We start from the raw sequence: 14919 nt of genomic DNA on the forward strand, positions 1-14919 counted from the left end.
CGATGGACCGGAGCGGGGAGACAGACAGATGCGTGTGTTCAGCAGGTCCGCGCGGTGGGCCGCGGCCGCCGTCTGCGGGCTGGTCGTCGCGGCGGCCCTGCCCGCCGTCCCGGCCGGCGCGGCGGAGACGGCGCAGGCGCCTCCGGTGCCGGAGCGGTACCGGAACCAGCGGCTCGACTGGCATCCGTGCCCGGCCCCTTCGGGGTCCGCGCCCGGGTCCGCGCCGGCCGGCCTGGAGTGCGCCACGATGGCCGTGCCCCGGGACTGGTACCACCCGGGCGGCGCACGGGACCTCGACATCGCGGTGTCCCGGCGGCTCGCCCCGGACCAGGCGAAGCGCCGCGGGGTGCTGATGATGGCGGCGGGCGGCCCCGGGGCGTCGGGGCTGCTGCGCCCGGCGGGCCTGGCCTCGTACAGCCCGAAGCTGGCGGAGGCGTACGACATCGTCAGCTTCGACCAGCGGGGTGTCGGCGCGAGCACCCGCGTCGAATGCTCCGGCCAGGACGCGGTCGACGCGTTCTTCGGCAGCGGCGATCTGCGCGACCGGTCCGCGGCGGCCGTCCGGCGGACCTTCGACCGGGCGCGCGGCTTCGTACGGGACTGCGTACGGGAGTCCGGCGACCTGCTGCCGTACATCACCACCGATCAGGCCGTGCACGACATGGATCTGTACCGGCAGTTGCTCGGAGAGGAGAGGATCTCCTACTTCGGGCCGTCGTACGCCACCTTCCTCGGGGCGTACTACGCCACACGGTTCCCCCGCCGGGTGGAACGGGTCGTGCTCGACAGCAACATCGATTTCACCGGAACGTGGCAGTCCTTCCTGACGGGCCAGCCGATGAGCTTCCAGCGGAGGTTCGAACAGGACTTCCTGCCGTGGCTGGCCGAGAACGACGCGACCTACCACCAGGGCAGCACCCCCGCCGAGGCCCAAGCGGCCTACGAACGGCTGCGGGCCGCCCTGCGCGAGCGTCCGCTGGACATCGAGGGGACGCTCATCACCCCGAACCACCTCGACGCGGCGGCCACGGACGCGATGTACGACGCACAGGGGAAGTTCCGGGGCTTCGCCGATCTCCTCGGCATCCTCCAGCACCCGGAGGCGGCGTCCCCGGAGGCGAGGACGTACGTGGCGAAGAGCTTCAAGCACGTCATGCAGGCCGGCTTCTTCGCGGACTTCTTCGCCGTCACCTGCTCGGACACGCCCTGGAACCGCGACAGCCGGTACTGGGTGGAGCGCAGTGCGCGGGACACCGCGTCCCATCCGCTGGCGGGGGCGCGCGAACTGACGTTCGCGTCGATCTGCGCGAACTGGCCCCGGTCCAAGGCGCCGCAGGTCAAGGTGACCGGCAAGGGGCTGCCGCCGGTGCTGATGCTCAACTCGCGCAACGACCCTGCGACGTACTACGAGGCCGCCGTGCGCGCCCACCGGGGCCTGGCCGGCTCCCGCCTGATCACGGTCGAGGGCGGCGACCACGGCCAGTTCCAGAACCACAACCCGTGCGTCGACGCCCACGTCGAGGCCTACCTCCTCACCGGCGCCCTCCCGCCCGAGGACACCGGCTGCCCGGGCACCCCGCTGCCGACCCCGGCCGCCGCGGGCTGACGGCCGCGCTTCGTCAGTGGCTCCGGCCGGCGTCGGTCCCCGCAGGGCCGCGCGACTGCGGCGCGCCGGGGCGGGGGCCGGTGCCGGGGCCGGGGCCGGTACCGGGGTCGGCGGGCTCGGGCTCGGCGCGTTCCCGTTCGGCGGGCTCGGGCTCGGCGCGTTCCCGTTCGGCCGGAGGCGGGCTGCTCTGGCGCCAGGCCGTGTAGAGCCCGGCCAGGGCGGAGGCCAGCAGGGCGATTTGATCGGGCGACACGTCCAGGGCGATCAAGGCCACCACCGCCGCGAGCATGGCGACGAAGGCGCAGAGACCAGTGGTGCGCTGACGCATGTACTTCCCTTCGGAGCGAGTCGGGTGACGTGCTCATCAGCGTGCTCCACGGCCCCCGGACCCAGAAGATTGATCATTAGGTCGCCTCGATCAAATGGCACAATGGGTAAATCAAACAGGGGGGATGATGGCTGGTCGGCGCGGAAGGCGAGGGCGCCCGTGGGCATCCATCGCCCACCTGGACGCCGACACCGCGGCGCTCGTGGTGTTCCTGCGCGGGCTGGTCGACGGCACCGAAGGCGGGCTGCGGGGCCTCAGCGAGCGACTGACTGCCGAGCACTACGGGGCTGTTCCGCCGGGGTACACCACGCTGTCCGCCCGGCTGAAGGGAAAGGGGCTGGCTCGCGACGGTGCGCTGGCGGTCGCCATAGTCACCGTGTGCGCGCCGCCGGAACGCAAGGCGGAGCTGCTCGAAGAAGTGAGCGGGCTCCTGCACCACGCCCGCCACAAGGCCGGCGCGAATGCCACTCGGTCGGCGCCGAACCCGGAGGGCGAAGCGCACCTGATCGCCGCGCAGCGCCGCATCATCGCGTTGCAGGACGAGTTGGCCCGTGTCCGCAAGTCGGAGTCGAAGGCGCGGCGGCGGCTTGCGGAGGCCCTCGACCGGCTCGCCCGGCCGGAGGTCGCCGATCCGGATGGGCCCGACCGCGATGCGGTGCGGGATTCACCCTGGGTATATGAGTGGGGGGACACGGAATCCGGCCCCCCGGACGCGACCCCGGACGCGACCCCGAACGCGACCCCGGACGAGGAAATCGGACGCGTCGCCCGCGCCCTGCTCGACGTCGACCCTCACGGCGGGCACGCCGCCCAAGCGCTCCGGGCCGCCATCGACGAGGTCCTGGACGGCCAGCGGACCGGCCGCTACGACTGGGCCGAACTGTCCCGGAGCGAGCGCGCGTACCTCGGCGCGAAGGTGGAACACACGCTGCGGAGCGCATGGCAGGCCGGCAGCGGGCGGCAGACGGACTTCTCCCTCGCCGGCACGGACGTCGAGCTGCGCTTCAGCACCACGGGCAGGTGGATCCTCGGTCGGGAGCACATCGGACGGGTCTGCGTTCTCGTGACGGCCGACGACGCCAGGTCCTCTTGGAGCGCAGGTCTTGTCCGCATCACCGAGGATCTGCTCACCCCGGGATCCAACAGGGACGGCAAGCGTGCCCTGACCAGCGTCGGGAGACGTTCGGTCCACTGGATCTTCGAAGACGCGCCGCTTCCGGAAAACCTGCTCCTCCACCTGCCGCGCACGATCGTGGACGAGGCGCTCTCCCACCGTGTGTCGCAGTTCCGGATCAGCGCCCTCTTCCGGAGCGTCCGCGAGCAGCTGATCAGCCGTACCGCCCTGGCGACCGTGGCCATGCGGTCCGATGCGGCGAAGCGGGTACGGGACTCCCGGCGCGCGCTGGCCCAGGAGGGGATCGTCGTCCTCGGGGATTTCCCCGAAGACCGGCAGGTCGCCAGGGCGCTGGGCCTGCCGGTACCGGCCCAAGGGCAGTGGCTCAGCGTGGGATTGACCCCGCTGCGGCCCGATCACGGCGACGTCCCTTCCGTCGTGTACAAGGGAAGGTCCTGGACGCTCGCCACTCCCGGCGACCCCGTCGAGCCTCTCGGGTGACCGCAACCGGCCGTGGTGCGGGGTCGGCCGGCGTGGCCGCCGCGGCGGTCTTCCGGCGCGTCTGGAGCAACGCCCGCTCGGCCGTACCCGCCGAACGCGCGTACGTCTCCCCGGCGGTCGGGCGTGTGTGCGAACTGCGGCGCGCCCGCCCGGCGGCCTGGCCGAACAACGGCGTGCTTTCGTCGCGGTTCGGCGTGCCGCACAGAGCGGAATCCCTGTGTGACTTGCAGCTTATGGGTGAAATGTGATGGTTCGGCCGGTCGGTGGTCGGGCGCGCGCCGACGGTCCGCAGGAGCCGTCCGGCGTGGGGGCCGAGGGTGGCGCGGGCGGCGGAGCCCCGGGCCGGTCTTCCGGGGAGAACGCCCGGCGGGAGTCGTGCGCAGCCGGGTCCCGGCGGACCGGCGGGGCTGCCGGCGGGGCCGGTGCGGGGGCTTGCGCCGTCGCTGCGCTGAGCCCGTCAAGGTGCCGCTGACCTGCACGAAAGCCCTCCCCGAGGGGAGGGCTTGAGGTGGGACGTGGAGAGTGCCCCCGGCAGGACTCGAACCTGCGGCCAAGTGCTTAGAAGGCACCTGCTCTATCCACTGAGCTACGGGGGCCGGAAGGTGGCCGTGGTGGCCTGGAGCCCCGAGGTGGGGGTGGGACTGTGGTCCGTGCCGGGTCAAGGATAGGGCTCCGGTTGCCTTGTCCCGGTTGCTTCACCCGCGTGCCACGATGTGGAGGTTCGGTGAAGCGGTCCCGATAATCGCAGGCAGGTGCGATTCTCGCATCGCTTTTGCGCCGCGTCGCCCTGGGTGTTGTGCACTCGTTATGCCTGCGTCCCACTCGTCCGCCGTGTCCAGGATGTCCCAGTGGAGTCGCGGTCGGCGCGCAGAGGACGTATAAGCTTCAAAAATGGTCCCAAATTGGGCATTCTTCGCATGTGGTGACCTTGGATGTTCGGCCTCAGCTGCTCGATGCCCTGTCCGCCCTGCGCGACCGGGTCGCGTCCGTGCGTCTGCCGCTGCCCCTGCCCGGCGCTCCGCGCGCCCGCCAGACCAGAGCCGAGCTGCTCGCGCAGCTCGACGACTACCTCGTACCCCGGCTGAAGGCGCCCGAGGCGCCGCTGCTCGCCGTAGTCGGCGGGTCCACCGGGGCCGGCAAGTCCACCCTCGTCAACTCCCTCGTGGGGAGGCAGGTCAGTGAAGCCGGGGTGCTGCGCCCCACGACACGCACCCCTGTGCTCGTCTGCCATCCGGATGATCATCACTGGTTCGCCGGGATGCGCGTCCTGCCCGACCTGATGCGCGTCTGGGTGCCGCACGGGGAGGACGATGCCCCGCCCGCCCCGGGCCGCAGGACCCCGCGCGGGAACACCCACGCCACCCGGGAACTGAGGATCGAGACCGTCTCGACGCTCCCCCGCGGCCTGGCCATCCTCGACGCCCCCGACATCGACTCCCTCGTCGTCGAGAACCGCACCCTGGCCGCCGAGCTCGTCTGCGCCGCAGACGTCTGGGTCATGGTCACCACCGCCTCCCGGTACGCCGATGCGGTCCCCTGGCACCTGCTGCGCACCGCCAAGCAGTACAAGGCCACCCTGATCATCGTGCTCGACCGGGTCCCGCACCAGGTGCTCACCGACGTCTCCCGGCAGTACGGGGCCCTGCTCAAGCGCGCCGGACTGGGCGACGTACCGCGGTTCACGGTGCCCGAGCTGCCCGAATCGGCGGGCGGTGGCGGGCTGCTGCCGGCCAGCGCCGTCGCGCCGCTCTACGCGTGGCTCAGCCACCACGCCCAGGACCCCGCCGCCCGGCAGCACGCCGTCGGGCGGACCGCGCTGGGCGCGCTGGACTCCCTCGGCCGCCGGATGCCGGAGCTCGCCTCCGCCGTCGCCGCCCAGCACGCCGCCGCCGTACGGCTGACCTCGGCCGTCACGGACGCGTACCGCCAGGAGGGCAAGCGGGTCCGCAACCGGCTCGACAAGGGCGCCGTGCTCGCCGGGGACGCGCTGACCCGCTGGCGGGGCTACCCCCTCGACACCACCGCCGACGAGCTGCTCGACTCGCTGGCCGAATCCCTCGCGGCCCTGCTCCAGTGCGCGGTGGCCGCCGCCGACGAGCGCATCGCGCAGGCCTGGCGGCACGAACCGGCCTCGGGGGCGGTCCCGGTGCCGGTGCCCGACCGCGAGGCGGCGGAACGTATCGGCATGGCCGTACGGCGCTGGCGGCGCGTACTGGAGGAACTCGCGGAGGAGGAGGTCTCCCGCCTCGACAAGCAGCCCGCGCCCGACCCCGACGGCGTCGCCGCCCTGCTGGTCGCCGCCCTCCTCGGCGGCAAGCGGGCCCGCCCGGCGGGGGAGAAGCTCGCCGAACGGATCGGCGTACAGGCCGCCGTACGGCTGCGCGACCGGGGCGGCGAGCTCGTCGCCGAGCACCTGGACCAGGTACTGCGCGCCGAACGCGACCGCCGTCTCGCCCCCCTGGAAGCCCTCGAAGTGAGCCCCGAACCACAGGCCGAGCTGATCGCCGCGTTGTCCGTACTGCAGAAGGAGAGGTGACACGGTGACCGCCTTGACCGACCGAACCGACGACCGCTGGGACGACGGACTCATCGCGAGATCGCGCCACCCGGACGGACTGGAGGAGGACGGCGCCGGCGAGGACGGCGACGAAGCCCTCGTACGGGCCGTCTCCGGCGCCGGCAACGACGGCGGCAAGTCCCCCGCTCCGCCGCTCAGCCCCGAGGCACAGGCCCTGCGCACCCGCCTCGAAGCGCTCCGCCAGCTGGTCGGGCTGTCGCGCACCCGCATCCTCGACGGCAAGAGCCTCGCCGAGGCCGGCCGGGTGCTGGACGAGGCGGCCGCCCGGCGCGGGCTGTCCGCGCAGCACACGGTCGTCGCGATCGCCGGAGCCACCGGAAGCGGCAAGTCCACGCTCTTCAACGCCCTCGCCGGGGTGCAGATCTCCGAGACCGGCCTGCGCCGCCCCACCACCGCCGCCCCGATCGCGTGCAGCTGGGCCGACGGGGCCGCCGGACTGCTGGACCGGCTGGAGATCCCCGGCAGGCTGCGGCGCAGGCCCCGGGAGACCTCGGAGGCGGAGGCCCTGCGCGGGATGGTCCTCGTGGACCTGCCCGACCTGGACTCGGCGGTGGGCGCGCACCGGGACCACGTGGACCGGGTGCTGGCGCTGGTCGACGCCGTCGTGTGGGTGGTGGACCCGGAGAAGTACGCGGACGCCGTGCTGCACGAGAAGTACCTGCGGCCGCTGGCCGGGCACGCGGAGGTGACGTTCGTCGTCCTGAACCAGGTGGACCGGCTGCCCGGCGAATCCGCGGACCTCGTACTGGACGACCTGCGCAGGCTGCTGGACGACGACGGGATCGCGCTCGGGGAACACGGCGAGCCCGGGGCCACCGTCCTCGGACTTTCCGCCCTGACGGGTGAAGGCGTCGGGGAACTGCGCGAACTCCTCGGACAGTTCACCCAGGAGAAGGGGGCGGCGACCCGGCGGATCTCCGCCGATGTCGACCGGGCCGCGCTGCGCCTGCGGCCGCTGTACATCGCCGACGGGCACGCCGGGCCCGAGATCGGGGAGGCGGCGCGCGCCGAGTTCGAGGACCGGCTGGCCGAGGCCGTCGGGGCGTACGCGGCCGGGCTCGCCGCCGAGCGGGCCTGGCGGCGCAATGCCGGGAAGGCGTGCGGGACGCCGTGGCTGCGGCTGTGGCGCTGGTACGAGAGCCGGCGCGCCCCGCGCTCGCTGGCGGGTCTGGCCGCGCTGGCGGCGATCGGGCGCAACCCGACGGCCGCCGACCAGCCGGTGGAGGAGGAGGTCACCGCCCGGCAGCGGGTGGAGCAGGCCGTACGGACGGTCGCGGACGAGGCGGTCGTCGGCCTGCCCGAACCGTGGGCCCAGGCCGTCCGGGAGACCGCGGTGCGCGGCGCCGAACAGCTGCCGGAGGCGCTGGACGAGATCGCGGTGACCCTGGGCACCGCGGTGACGGTTCCCCGGGTCAAGCCGCCGCGGCCCACGTGGTGGCCGGCCGCGGTGCTCGCCCAGGCGGCCATGACGCTGCTGCAGATCTACGGCGGGCTGTGGCTGGTCGGGCAGATCGCCGGGGTCCTGGAGCCGCGCCTGCTGCCGCCGGTGCTGCTGATGGTGGCGGGCATCGTCGGCGGGCCGCTGGTGGAATGGGCCTGCGCGATCGCCGCCCGCGGCCCCGCCAGGCGGTACGGACAGGACGCGGAGCGGCGGCTGCGGCAGGCCGCCGCCGGATGCGGCCGGGCCCGGGTTTTGGAGCCCGTCGCGGCGGAGCTGCTGCGCTACCGGGAGGTGCGCGAGCAGTACGCGGCGGTGGCGAAGTTTTCCACAACCCGTCAGTAATCCACAGGCTGGAGCGGGATCCCGGGCACCGGGCCAGCATGGTCGTACCTCGTGCGGATGGTCCGTACGGGTGCGGTATGCGGGGGAGGTGCGGCCGGGATGAACGACACCCTGGTGACGCTGGTGGGCCATGTGGCGACCCGGATCGACTTCAAGGAGACGCCGACCGGGCCGTCGGCGAGGTTCCGATTCGCGGTGACGCCCAGGTACTTCGACCGGCGGACGGATACCTGGACGGACGCGGCCACCAGCTTCTACACCGTGTGGGCGCGGCGGACGCTGGCGGTGAATCTGGCCAGTTCCGTGTCCGTGGGCGAACCGCTCGTGGTGCACGGACGGCTGCGGGTCCGCGAGGACCCACCCGACGGGGACGGCGTCCGCTGGTTCTCCGCGGACATCGACGCCATGACCATCGGACACGACCTGAACCGGGGGACGGCGGCATTCCGGCGGGTCGTCAAAACCGATACCCCGCTGATGTCCACTCAGAAGGCGGCGGTGGTCTGAGTGTTCGAGGCGGCTAGGATTCCCCGGTACTCACGGGCACCTGGGTCTTCGACCCGGAGGGGAAGACTGTGTCGATCGCTGTTCCCGCATCCTCCGTTCCTGATTCCGCTCCTGCCTCTGCTGTTCCTGTACGGGGCGCCGCCGTTTCCGTACGGGGCTCCGCGCGAAGGCCGTTGGCGGTGGCGCTGCTGGCCGCGGCCCTGGCCGCCGCGCCCGGAGCCCGGGCCGCGGCGGACTCCGGCCCGGCTGCGGGCCGGGCCCCCGAGGGCGCGAGCGCCGTGCTGGACGGGCTGAAGACCTACGGGCAGGCCGTCCTGCGCACCGGGGACGGCGCCGTGCGGCAGATCCCGGCCGGGCTGTACGAGATGCGGGTCGACGGCGGCGGCATGCTCCAGACGTACGGCGTCGGGGTCGCGGGCTACGCGCAGCCCCAGGCCCGGTACACCGAGAGCGGGTGGGGTGCCAGCCCCCTCGCCGGGAACAACGAGGCGGGCCGGATCCGCTGGGTGCTGGAGCACTCCTACCCGCAGCTCAACGACCTCGCCGGGCTGGCGAAGGCGGCCGGCGCCGATGCGCTGACCGCGGAGAGCGCCGCGGCCGGGACCCAGGTGGCCATCTGGCGGCTGGCGGACGGCGCGCAGGTGGAGGCCACCGACCCGGCGGCGGAGAAGCTGGCCGACTACCTCCAGCGGGAGGCGGGCCGGATGCCGGAGCCGCCGGCCTCGCTGGGGCTGGACCCCGGTGAGGTGTCGGGCCCGGTGTCGGGGCCGGTCGGCACCCGGCTCGGCCCGGTCACGGTCCGGACGGGGGCGCAGAGCGTCACGGTCACCCCGGACGCGGCGGCCGTGGCGATGGGGGTGCGGGTCGTGGACGCCGAGGGGCGGCCGCTCACCGCCGCCGCCAACGGCAGCCGGCTGTACTTCGAGGTGCCCCCGGGCACGGCGGACGGGCTGGCCTCGGTCACCGTGCAGGGCTCCACCAAGGTGCCGGTCGGGCGGGTCTTCGCCAACGGGATCCCGGACCAGGCGCAGATCGTGGCCGGATCCAGCGAGTCCGCGACGGCGGCCACGGCGAGGGCGGTCTGGCCGGAGCCCCAGGTGGTTCCGATGGGCGGTGTGTCCGGTCCGGCCGTGTCGGAGGCGGGCGCCGGGTCCGCCGCGGCGGCCGAGGACTCCCCGGACGGGGAACGCCTGGCCACCAGCGGCAGCTCGGCGGCGACCCCGGTGATCGCCTCCCTGGCGGTGGGCCTGGTGGTGCTGGGCGGCATGGTGGTCCTGCTGCTGCGCAAGCGGCCGCTGGAGGGCGAGGAAGAGGCGTAAGCCTCGTAGCCCTTGTGGCGGGTGGGACTGGTTCCGGATCCAGGGCGCGGGGTAGGCGCTGGAAATGGCTGAACAGGAACTGACCTGGCAAGGCACGGTCGCGCGATGGGACCGGCAGCTCTTCGACGCGGTGGCCCGCCGGCACTGGCCCGGCGCCGACAAGGTGCTGCCCAGGCTGGGCCGGGCCGCGAACCACGGCGTGCTGTGGGGCGGGACCGCCGCCGCGCTGGCCGTCTTCGGCTCGGCGCGGGCCCGGAAGGCCGCCGTGCGCGGGGCGGCCTCCCTCGCGCTGGCCTCGGCGACGATCAACACCGTCGGGAAGTGGTCGGTGCGCCGCCGCCGGCCGCTGCTGGAAGGGGTGCCGGCGGTACGGCAGCTGACCACGCAGCCCCACACCACCTCCTTCCCCTCCGGGCACTCGGCGTCGGCCTTCGCCTTCACCGCCGGACTCGCCCTGGAGGACCCGCGCTGGGGCGCCGCACTGGCCCCGGTGGCCGCGTCGGTGGCGTTCTCCCGCGTCTACACCGGGGTGCACTACCCGTCCGACGTGGTGGTGGGCGCGGCGCTCGGGGTGGCGGCGGGGCTCGTCGTACGCAGGCTCGCGCGCGGGGTGGAGGAGGCCAGGGTCGTGCCGGGCGACGAGCGGCCTGACACCGGGGCGCCCGCGCTGCCGGACGGGTCCGGGCTGACGGTGGTGGTGAACACCGGGTCGGGTACGGCCACCGCCGCACTGCTCGACGGGCTGCGCAAACGGCTGCCCAAGGCGGAGGTGGTCGAGTGCGGCGGCCCCGAGCTGGCGGACGCACTGGCCGCCGCGGCCTCCCGGGCCACGGTGCTCGGGGTCTGCGGCGGCGACGGCACCATCAACGCGGCCGCCACCGCGGCGCTGCGGGCGGGGGTGCCGCTCGCGGTGTTCCCCGGCGGCACCCTGAACCACTTCGCGCTGGACCTCGGACTCACCGGAGTGGAGGACACCTGCCGGGCGGTGGCCGAGGGCCTCGCCGTCCGCGTCGGCGTCGGCCGCTTCACCCCGGGCCCGCTGCGCGAGTCCGGCGCGGGCCCGGAAGCGGGGTCCGGTTCCGGGGCCGTCTCCGGGGCCGGCTCTGGGGCCGAATCTGGCTCCGGCTCGGGTGCCGAATCTGGCTCCGGCTCCGGCTCCGGCTCGGGTGCCGGGGTGGCGCGGGAGGAGTCCGGGTACTTCCTGAACAACTTCAGCATCGGCGCCTACCCCGAGCTGCTGCGGCACCGGCTGCGCTGGGCGCCCCGGATCGGCGGTGGTCCGGCCGCGCTGCTGGCGGCATGGCGGGTGCTGCGCGCCGAGCGGCCCGTACGGCTGAGCCTGGCCGGGCGTCCGCGCAGCGTCTGGCTGCTGTTCGCGGGCAACGGCACCTACCACGGGACCGGCCCCACCCCCCGCCGCCGCGACAGCCTCGGTGAGGGCCTGCTCGACGTACGGCTCGTCCTCGGCGGTGGCCGTCCCGGCCCGCGGCTGCTGGCCGCCGCCTTCGCCGGGCCCCTCAGCCGGTCCCCGGTCCACGTCGCCACCCGGCTGCGGAGCCTGCGCGTCTCGGAGGTCCCGGACGGGACCCCGCTCGCCTACGACGGCGAGTACGCCAAGGCGCCCAGGGCCTTCGTCCTCGACGAACTGCCCGACGCCCTCACCGTCTACCGCCCCCACCGGGCCCAGAGGTGACGAATGTGGCGTAAGTCAAGCGAACTTGACGAACCCTAGATAATCGGTCGTCCGGTCCGGGTCCGCCTCGTAGAGTGTGCGCACAAATGATCATCGGTTTGATGAAGAGTGGGTGCTCTCTGTGAAGTTGTCCCGGATCGCTGCCGCGGTCACCGCGGCCGCCATTGCTCCGGCCGTCCTGCTCTCCTCGCCGGCGTTCGCCGACGACTCCGCCCCCGCCCCGGTCGCGCCCCCGTCGCCGACCGCGCCGGACGCGGCCCCCGCCACCCAGGCCGCCGGGGACACCGCGGCGAAGCCGGCGCAGCAGCAGGACGCGAAGCCGGCGGCCGACAAGCCGGCGGGCGACAGGGCGGCGGCCGACAAGCCGGCGGGCGACAAGGCCGCGGACAAGGAGCAGCAGGCCGAGGACGACCGGATGGAGATCCTGCGGCTGATGGCCGCGGCGAAGCCGGGCTCGGCCGTCCGCAGGCACGGCAGCAAGGCCATCGACGAGGGCGCGGCCGCCATGCGGGCCTTCCTGGAGACGGGCCAGCACAAGGCCCGCGCCTCCGACGACCGGGTCGAGACCGTCCGGATCATCTCAGCCCCCGGCGCCGGCCGTATGGTCCGCGAGGAGGGCGAGAAGGCTCTGGGCGGCACCCCCGCGCAGCTGCGGGCATTCGTCGAGACGGGCCAGCACAAGGCCCGCGCCTCCGACGACCGGGTGGCGATCGTCCGCATGATCTCGGACCCGAAGGCGGGCAACGGGGTGCGCGAGGAGGGCGAGAAGGCCCTGAACGGCACCCCCGCCGAGCTGCGCGCGTTCATGGAGAAGGGGCAGTATCTGGCCCGCGCCGACGACGACCGCGTCGAGATGGCCCGGATGTACGAGGGCGCCGGTCCCGGCCTGCGCGCGGCGATCAAGGCGATGTTCCGCGGCAGCCCGACCGCCGCCGAGCTGCGCCGCTTCGTCGAGGTCACCCAGCACGAGCTGCGCGACGAGGACAACCAGGTCCTCATCTCGAAGATCATCAACGATGGCGGCCCCGAGGTCGCCAAGGCCGGCAAGGCCGCGCTCAAGGGCACCGCCCAGGACCGCGCCGACTTCCTCAAGACCGGGCAGCACGAAGCCCGCGCGAAGGACAAGGCCGCCGAGGCCGGTGGCAAGCCCGTGCAGGGCGGCGGCAGCACCGGGAACAACGGCGGCGGCAGTGGCAACGGCTCCGGCGTCCAGCCCGCCGTCGCCACGGGCGGCAACACCGTGACCGCGAACGGCGCCGGCTCCTCGCTGGCCGCCACCGGCACCGACAGCGGCTGGGCCGCCGCGGGCGCCGGCACCGCGCTCACCGCCGGCGCGGGCCTCCTGCTCGCCGCCCGCATGCGCCGCCAGGGCTCCCGGGCCTGACGACAGCCCCGCGCGGCCCCGGCCCCCGGTTGCCGCGCGGCCCCGGCCCCCGGTCGTCCGCGCGGGACCGGGTCAGGGTTGCCGCCCATAGGCCGGAGGCGATGCGCTTCCCACGGAACCCCCTGATCGACTGGGCAGGTCACCTCAGCGGCATCCTGCCCGGCCCGGGGCGGCGGCGGGCGGTGTTCGCGTGCCGCGGACGGCATGGCCGGGGCGGCGCAGCGCCCGGATCCGGGCCCCGTCACCTGCGGGAACGGCTCCCGGGCCGGCCCTCGCCGGGGCCGTCCGGAGGCCGTCCGGAGGCCGTCCCGAGGCCGTCCGCGGCCCGCGGCCGGTTCAGGGGCCCTGACCATACGCGTTTCCCCCACGGGGTGGACGTCAGGCAAGATGGGGTGTATCTGCCCACCCATCGATCTGCCGGACGGTTTCTCTTGGCTGAGTTCATCTACACCATGCGCAAGACGCGCAAGGCGCACGGCGACAAGGTGATTCTTGATGACGTCACCCTGAACTTCCTGCCCGGCGCGAAGATCGGTGTGGTCGGCCCGAACGGCGCCGGTAAGTCCACCGTTCTGAAGATCATGGCGGGCCTGGAGCAGCCGTCCAACGGCGACGCCTTCCTGTCGCCCGGCTTCACCGTCGGCATCCTGATGCAGGAGCCCAAGCTCGACGAGTCCAAGACGGTCCTGGAGAACGTCCAGGACGGCGCGGCCGACACCATGAAGAAGCTCAAGCGCTTCAACGAGGTCGCCGAGCTGATGGGCGTCGAGTACACCGACGCGCTCATGGACGAGATGGGCAAGCTCCAGGAGGACCTGGACCACTCCAACGCCTGGGACCTCGACGCCCAGCTGGAGCAGGCCATGGACGCCCTGGGCTGCCCCCCCGGCGACTGGCCGGTCACCAACCTCTCCGGTGGCGAGAAGCGCCGCGTGGCGCTCTGCAAGCTGCTGATCGAGGCCCCTGACCTGCTCCTCCTCGACGAGCCCACCAACCACCTCGACGCCGAGTCGGTGAACTGGCTGGAGCAGCACCTCTCGAAGTACGCGGGCTGCGTCATCGCCGTCACCCACGACCGGTACTTCCTGAACAACGTCGCCGAGTGGATCCTCGAGCTCGACCGCGGCCGGGCGATCGCGTACGAGGGCAACTACTCCACGTACCTGGAGAAGAAGGCCACCCGTCTCAAGGTCGAGGGCCGCAAGGACGAGAAGCGCCAGAAGCGCCTCAAGGAAGAGCTGGAGTGGGTCCGCTCCAACGCCAAGGGCCGCCAGACCAAGTCCAAGGCCCGTCTCGCCCGCTACGAGGAGATGGCGGCCGAAGCGGACAAGATGCGCAAGCTGGACTTCGAGGAGATCCAGATCCCGCCGGGCCCGCGTCTGGGCTCGATCGTGGTCGAGGTCAACAACCTCTCCAAGGCGTTCGGTGACAAGGTCCTCATCGACGACCTGTCCTTCACGCTGCCGCGCAACGGCATCGTCGGCATCATCGGTCCGAACGGTGCCGGCAAGACCACGCTCTTCAAGATGATCCAGGGCCTGGAGACGCCGGACTCCGGCGCCATCAAGGTCGGCGACACGGTCAAGATCAGTTACGTCGACCAGAGCCGCGCCAACATCGACCCCAAGAAGACCCTCTGGGCGGTCGTGTCGGACGAGCTGGACTACATCAACGTCGGCCAGGTCGAGATGCCGTCCCGCGCGTACGTCAGCGCCTTCGGCTTCAAGGGCCCGGACCAGCAGAAGCCGGCCGGCGTCCTGTCCGGTGGTGAGCGCAACCGTCTGAACCTGGCGCTGACGCTCAAGGAGGGCGGCAACCTGCTGCTCCTCGACGAGCCCACCAACGACCTCGACGTCGAGACCCTGTCCTCGCTCGAGAACGCGCTGCTGGAGTTCCCCGGTGCGGCCGTGGTCATCTCCCACGACCGCTGGTTCCTCGACCGGGTCGCCACGCACATCCTGGCGTACGAGGGCGACTCCAAGTGGTACTGGTTCGAGGGCAACTTCGAGTCGTACGAGAAGAACAAGATCGAGCGTCTCGGCCCGGACGCGGCTCGTCCGCACCGTGCCACCTACAAGAAGCTCACCCGAGGCTGAGGCCGACCAC

At 73.2% G+C, this 14919-nt stretch carries 10 protein-coding genes and 1 tRNA gene; 9 read left to right on the plus strand and 2 right to left on the minus strand.

The window, feature by feature from the left end; genetic code table 11:
• Positions 1-28: 28 nt before the first annotated feature.
• Positions 29-1606 carry an alpha/beta hydrolase gene (locus ACZ4TG_RS12215; protein ID WP_468161870.1) on the plus strand — a complete coding sequence of 526 codons (1578 nt, stop codon included), beginning with the start codon at positions 29-31 and terminating at the stop codon, positions 1604-1606.
• Between the two features lie 13 nt (positions 1607-1619).
• On the opposite strand, the gene ACZ4TG_RS12220 is transcribed toward ACZ4TG_RS12215, so the two are convergent.
• Positions 1620-1934 carry a hypothetical protein gene (locus ACZ4TG_RS12220; RefSeq protein ID WP_468161871.1) on the minus strand — a complete coding sequence of 105 codons (315 nt, stop codon included), beginning with the start codon at positions 1932-1934 and terminating at the stop codon, positions 1620-1622.
• Between the two features lie 94 nt (positions 1935-2028).
• On the opposite strand from ACZ4TG_RS12220, the gene ACZ4TG_RS12225 reads away from it, so the two are divergent.
• Positions 2029-3549 carry a NaeI family type II restriction endonuclease gene (locus ACZ4TG_RS12225; RefSeq protein ID WP_468161872.1) on the plus strand — a complete coding sequence of 507 codons (1521 nt, stop codon included), beginning with the start codon at positions 2029-2031 and terminating at the stop codon, positions 3547-3549.
• Between the two features lie 523 nt (positions 3550-4072).
• Here the strand turns inward: ACZ4TG_RS12225 and ACZ4TG_RS12230 are convergent.
• Positions 4073-4145: transfer RNA gene (locus ACZ4TG_RS12230), tRNA-Arg, on the minus strand.
• A 323-nt stretch (positions 4146-4468) separates the two neighbouring features.
• Between ACZ4TG_RS12230 and ACZ4TG_RS12235 the strand changes: the two genes are divergently transcribed.
• The 7 genes from ACZ4TG_RS12235 (at position 4469) to ettA (ending at position 14909) form a co-directional block, all read left to right on the plus strand.
• Entirely contained in the window at positions 4469-6085 is a 1617-nt protein-coding gene (locus tag ACZ4TG_RS12235) for a dynamin family protein (protein ID WP_468161873.1), read from the plus strand.
• A 4-nt stretch (positions 6086-6089) separates the two neighbouring features.
• Positions 6090-7910, plus strand: a complete 1821-nt coding sequence (locus ACZ4TG_RS12240; RefSeq protein ID WP_468161874.1) for a GTPase — start codon at positions 6090-6092, stop codon at positions 7908-7910.
• Positions 7911-8009: 99 nt separating this feature from the next.
• Positions 8010-8417, plus strand: a complete 408-nt coding sequence (locus ACZ4TG_RS12245) for a single-stranded DNA-binding protein (protein WP_468161875.1) — start codon at positions 8010-8012, stop codon at positions 8415-8417.
• Positions 8418-8590: 173 nt separating this feature from the next.
• Positions 8591-9736, plus strand: coding sequence for a TQXA domain-containing protein (locus ACZ4TG_RS12250; RefSeq protein WP_468161876.1), 1146 nt, complete (start codon positions 8591-8593; stop codon positions 9734-9736).
• A 64-nt stretch (positions 9737-9800) separates the two neighbouring features.
• Positions 9801-11429, plus strand: a complete 1629-nt coding sequence (locus tag ACZ4TG_RS12255; protein ID WP_468161877.1) for a phosphatase PAP2 family protein — start codon at positions 9801-9803, stop codon at positions 11427-11429.
• Between the two features lie 112 nt (positions 11430-11541).
• Complete coding sequence (locus ACZ4TG_RS12260) at positions 11542-12813, plus strand: ALF repeat-containing protein (protein ID WP_468161878.1); 1272 nt, start codon at positions 11542-11544, stop codon at positions 12811-12813.
• Between the two features lie 431 nt (positions 12814-13244).
• Positions 13245-14909 (plus strand): energy-dependent translational throttle protein EttA, encoded by a 1665-nt coding sequence (ettA, locus tag ACZ4TG_RS12265; RefSeq protein ID WP_468161879.1) that lies wholly within the window; start codon positions 13245-13247, stop codon positions 14907-14909.
• Positions 14910-14919: the final 10 nt, after the last annotated feature.

This window comes from Streptomyces sp. NPDC028314 (genome assembly GCF_055565795.1).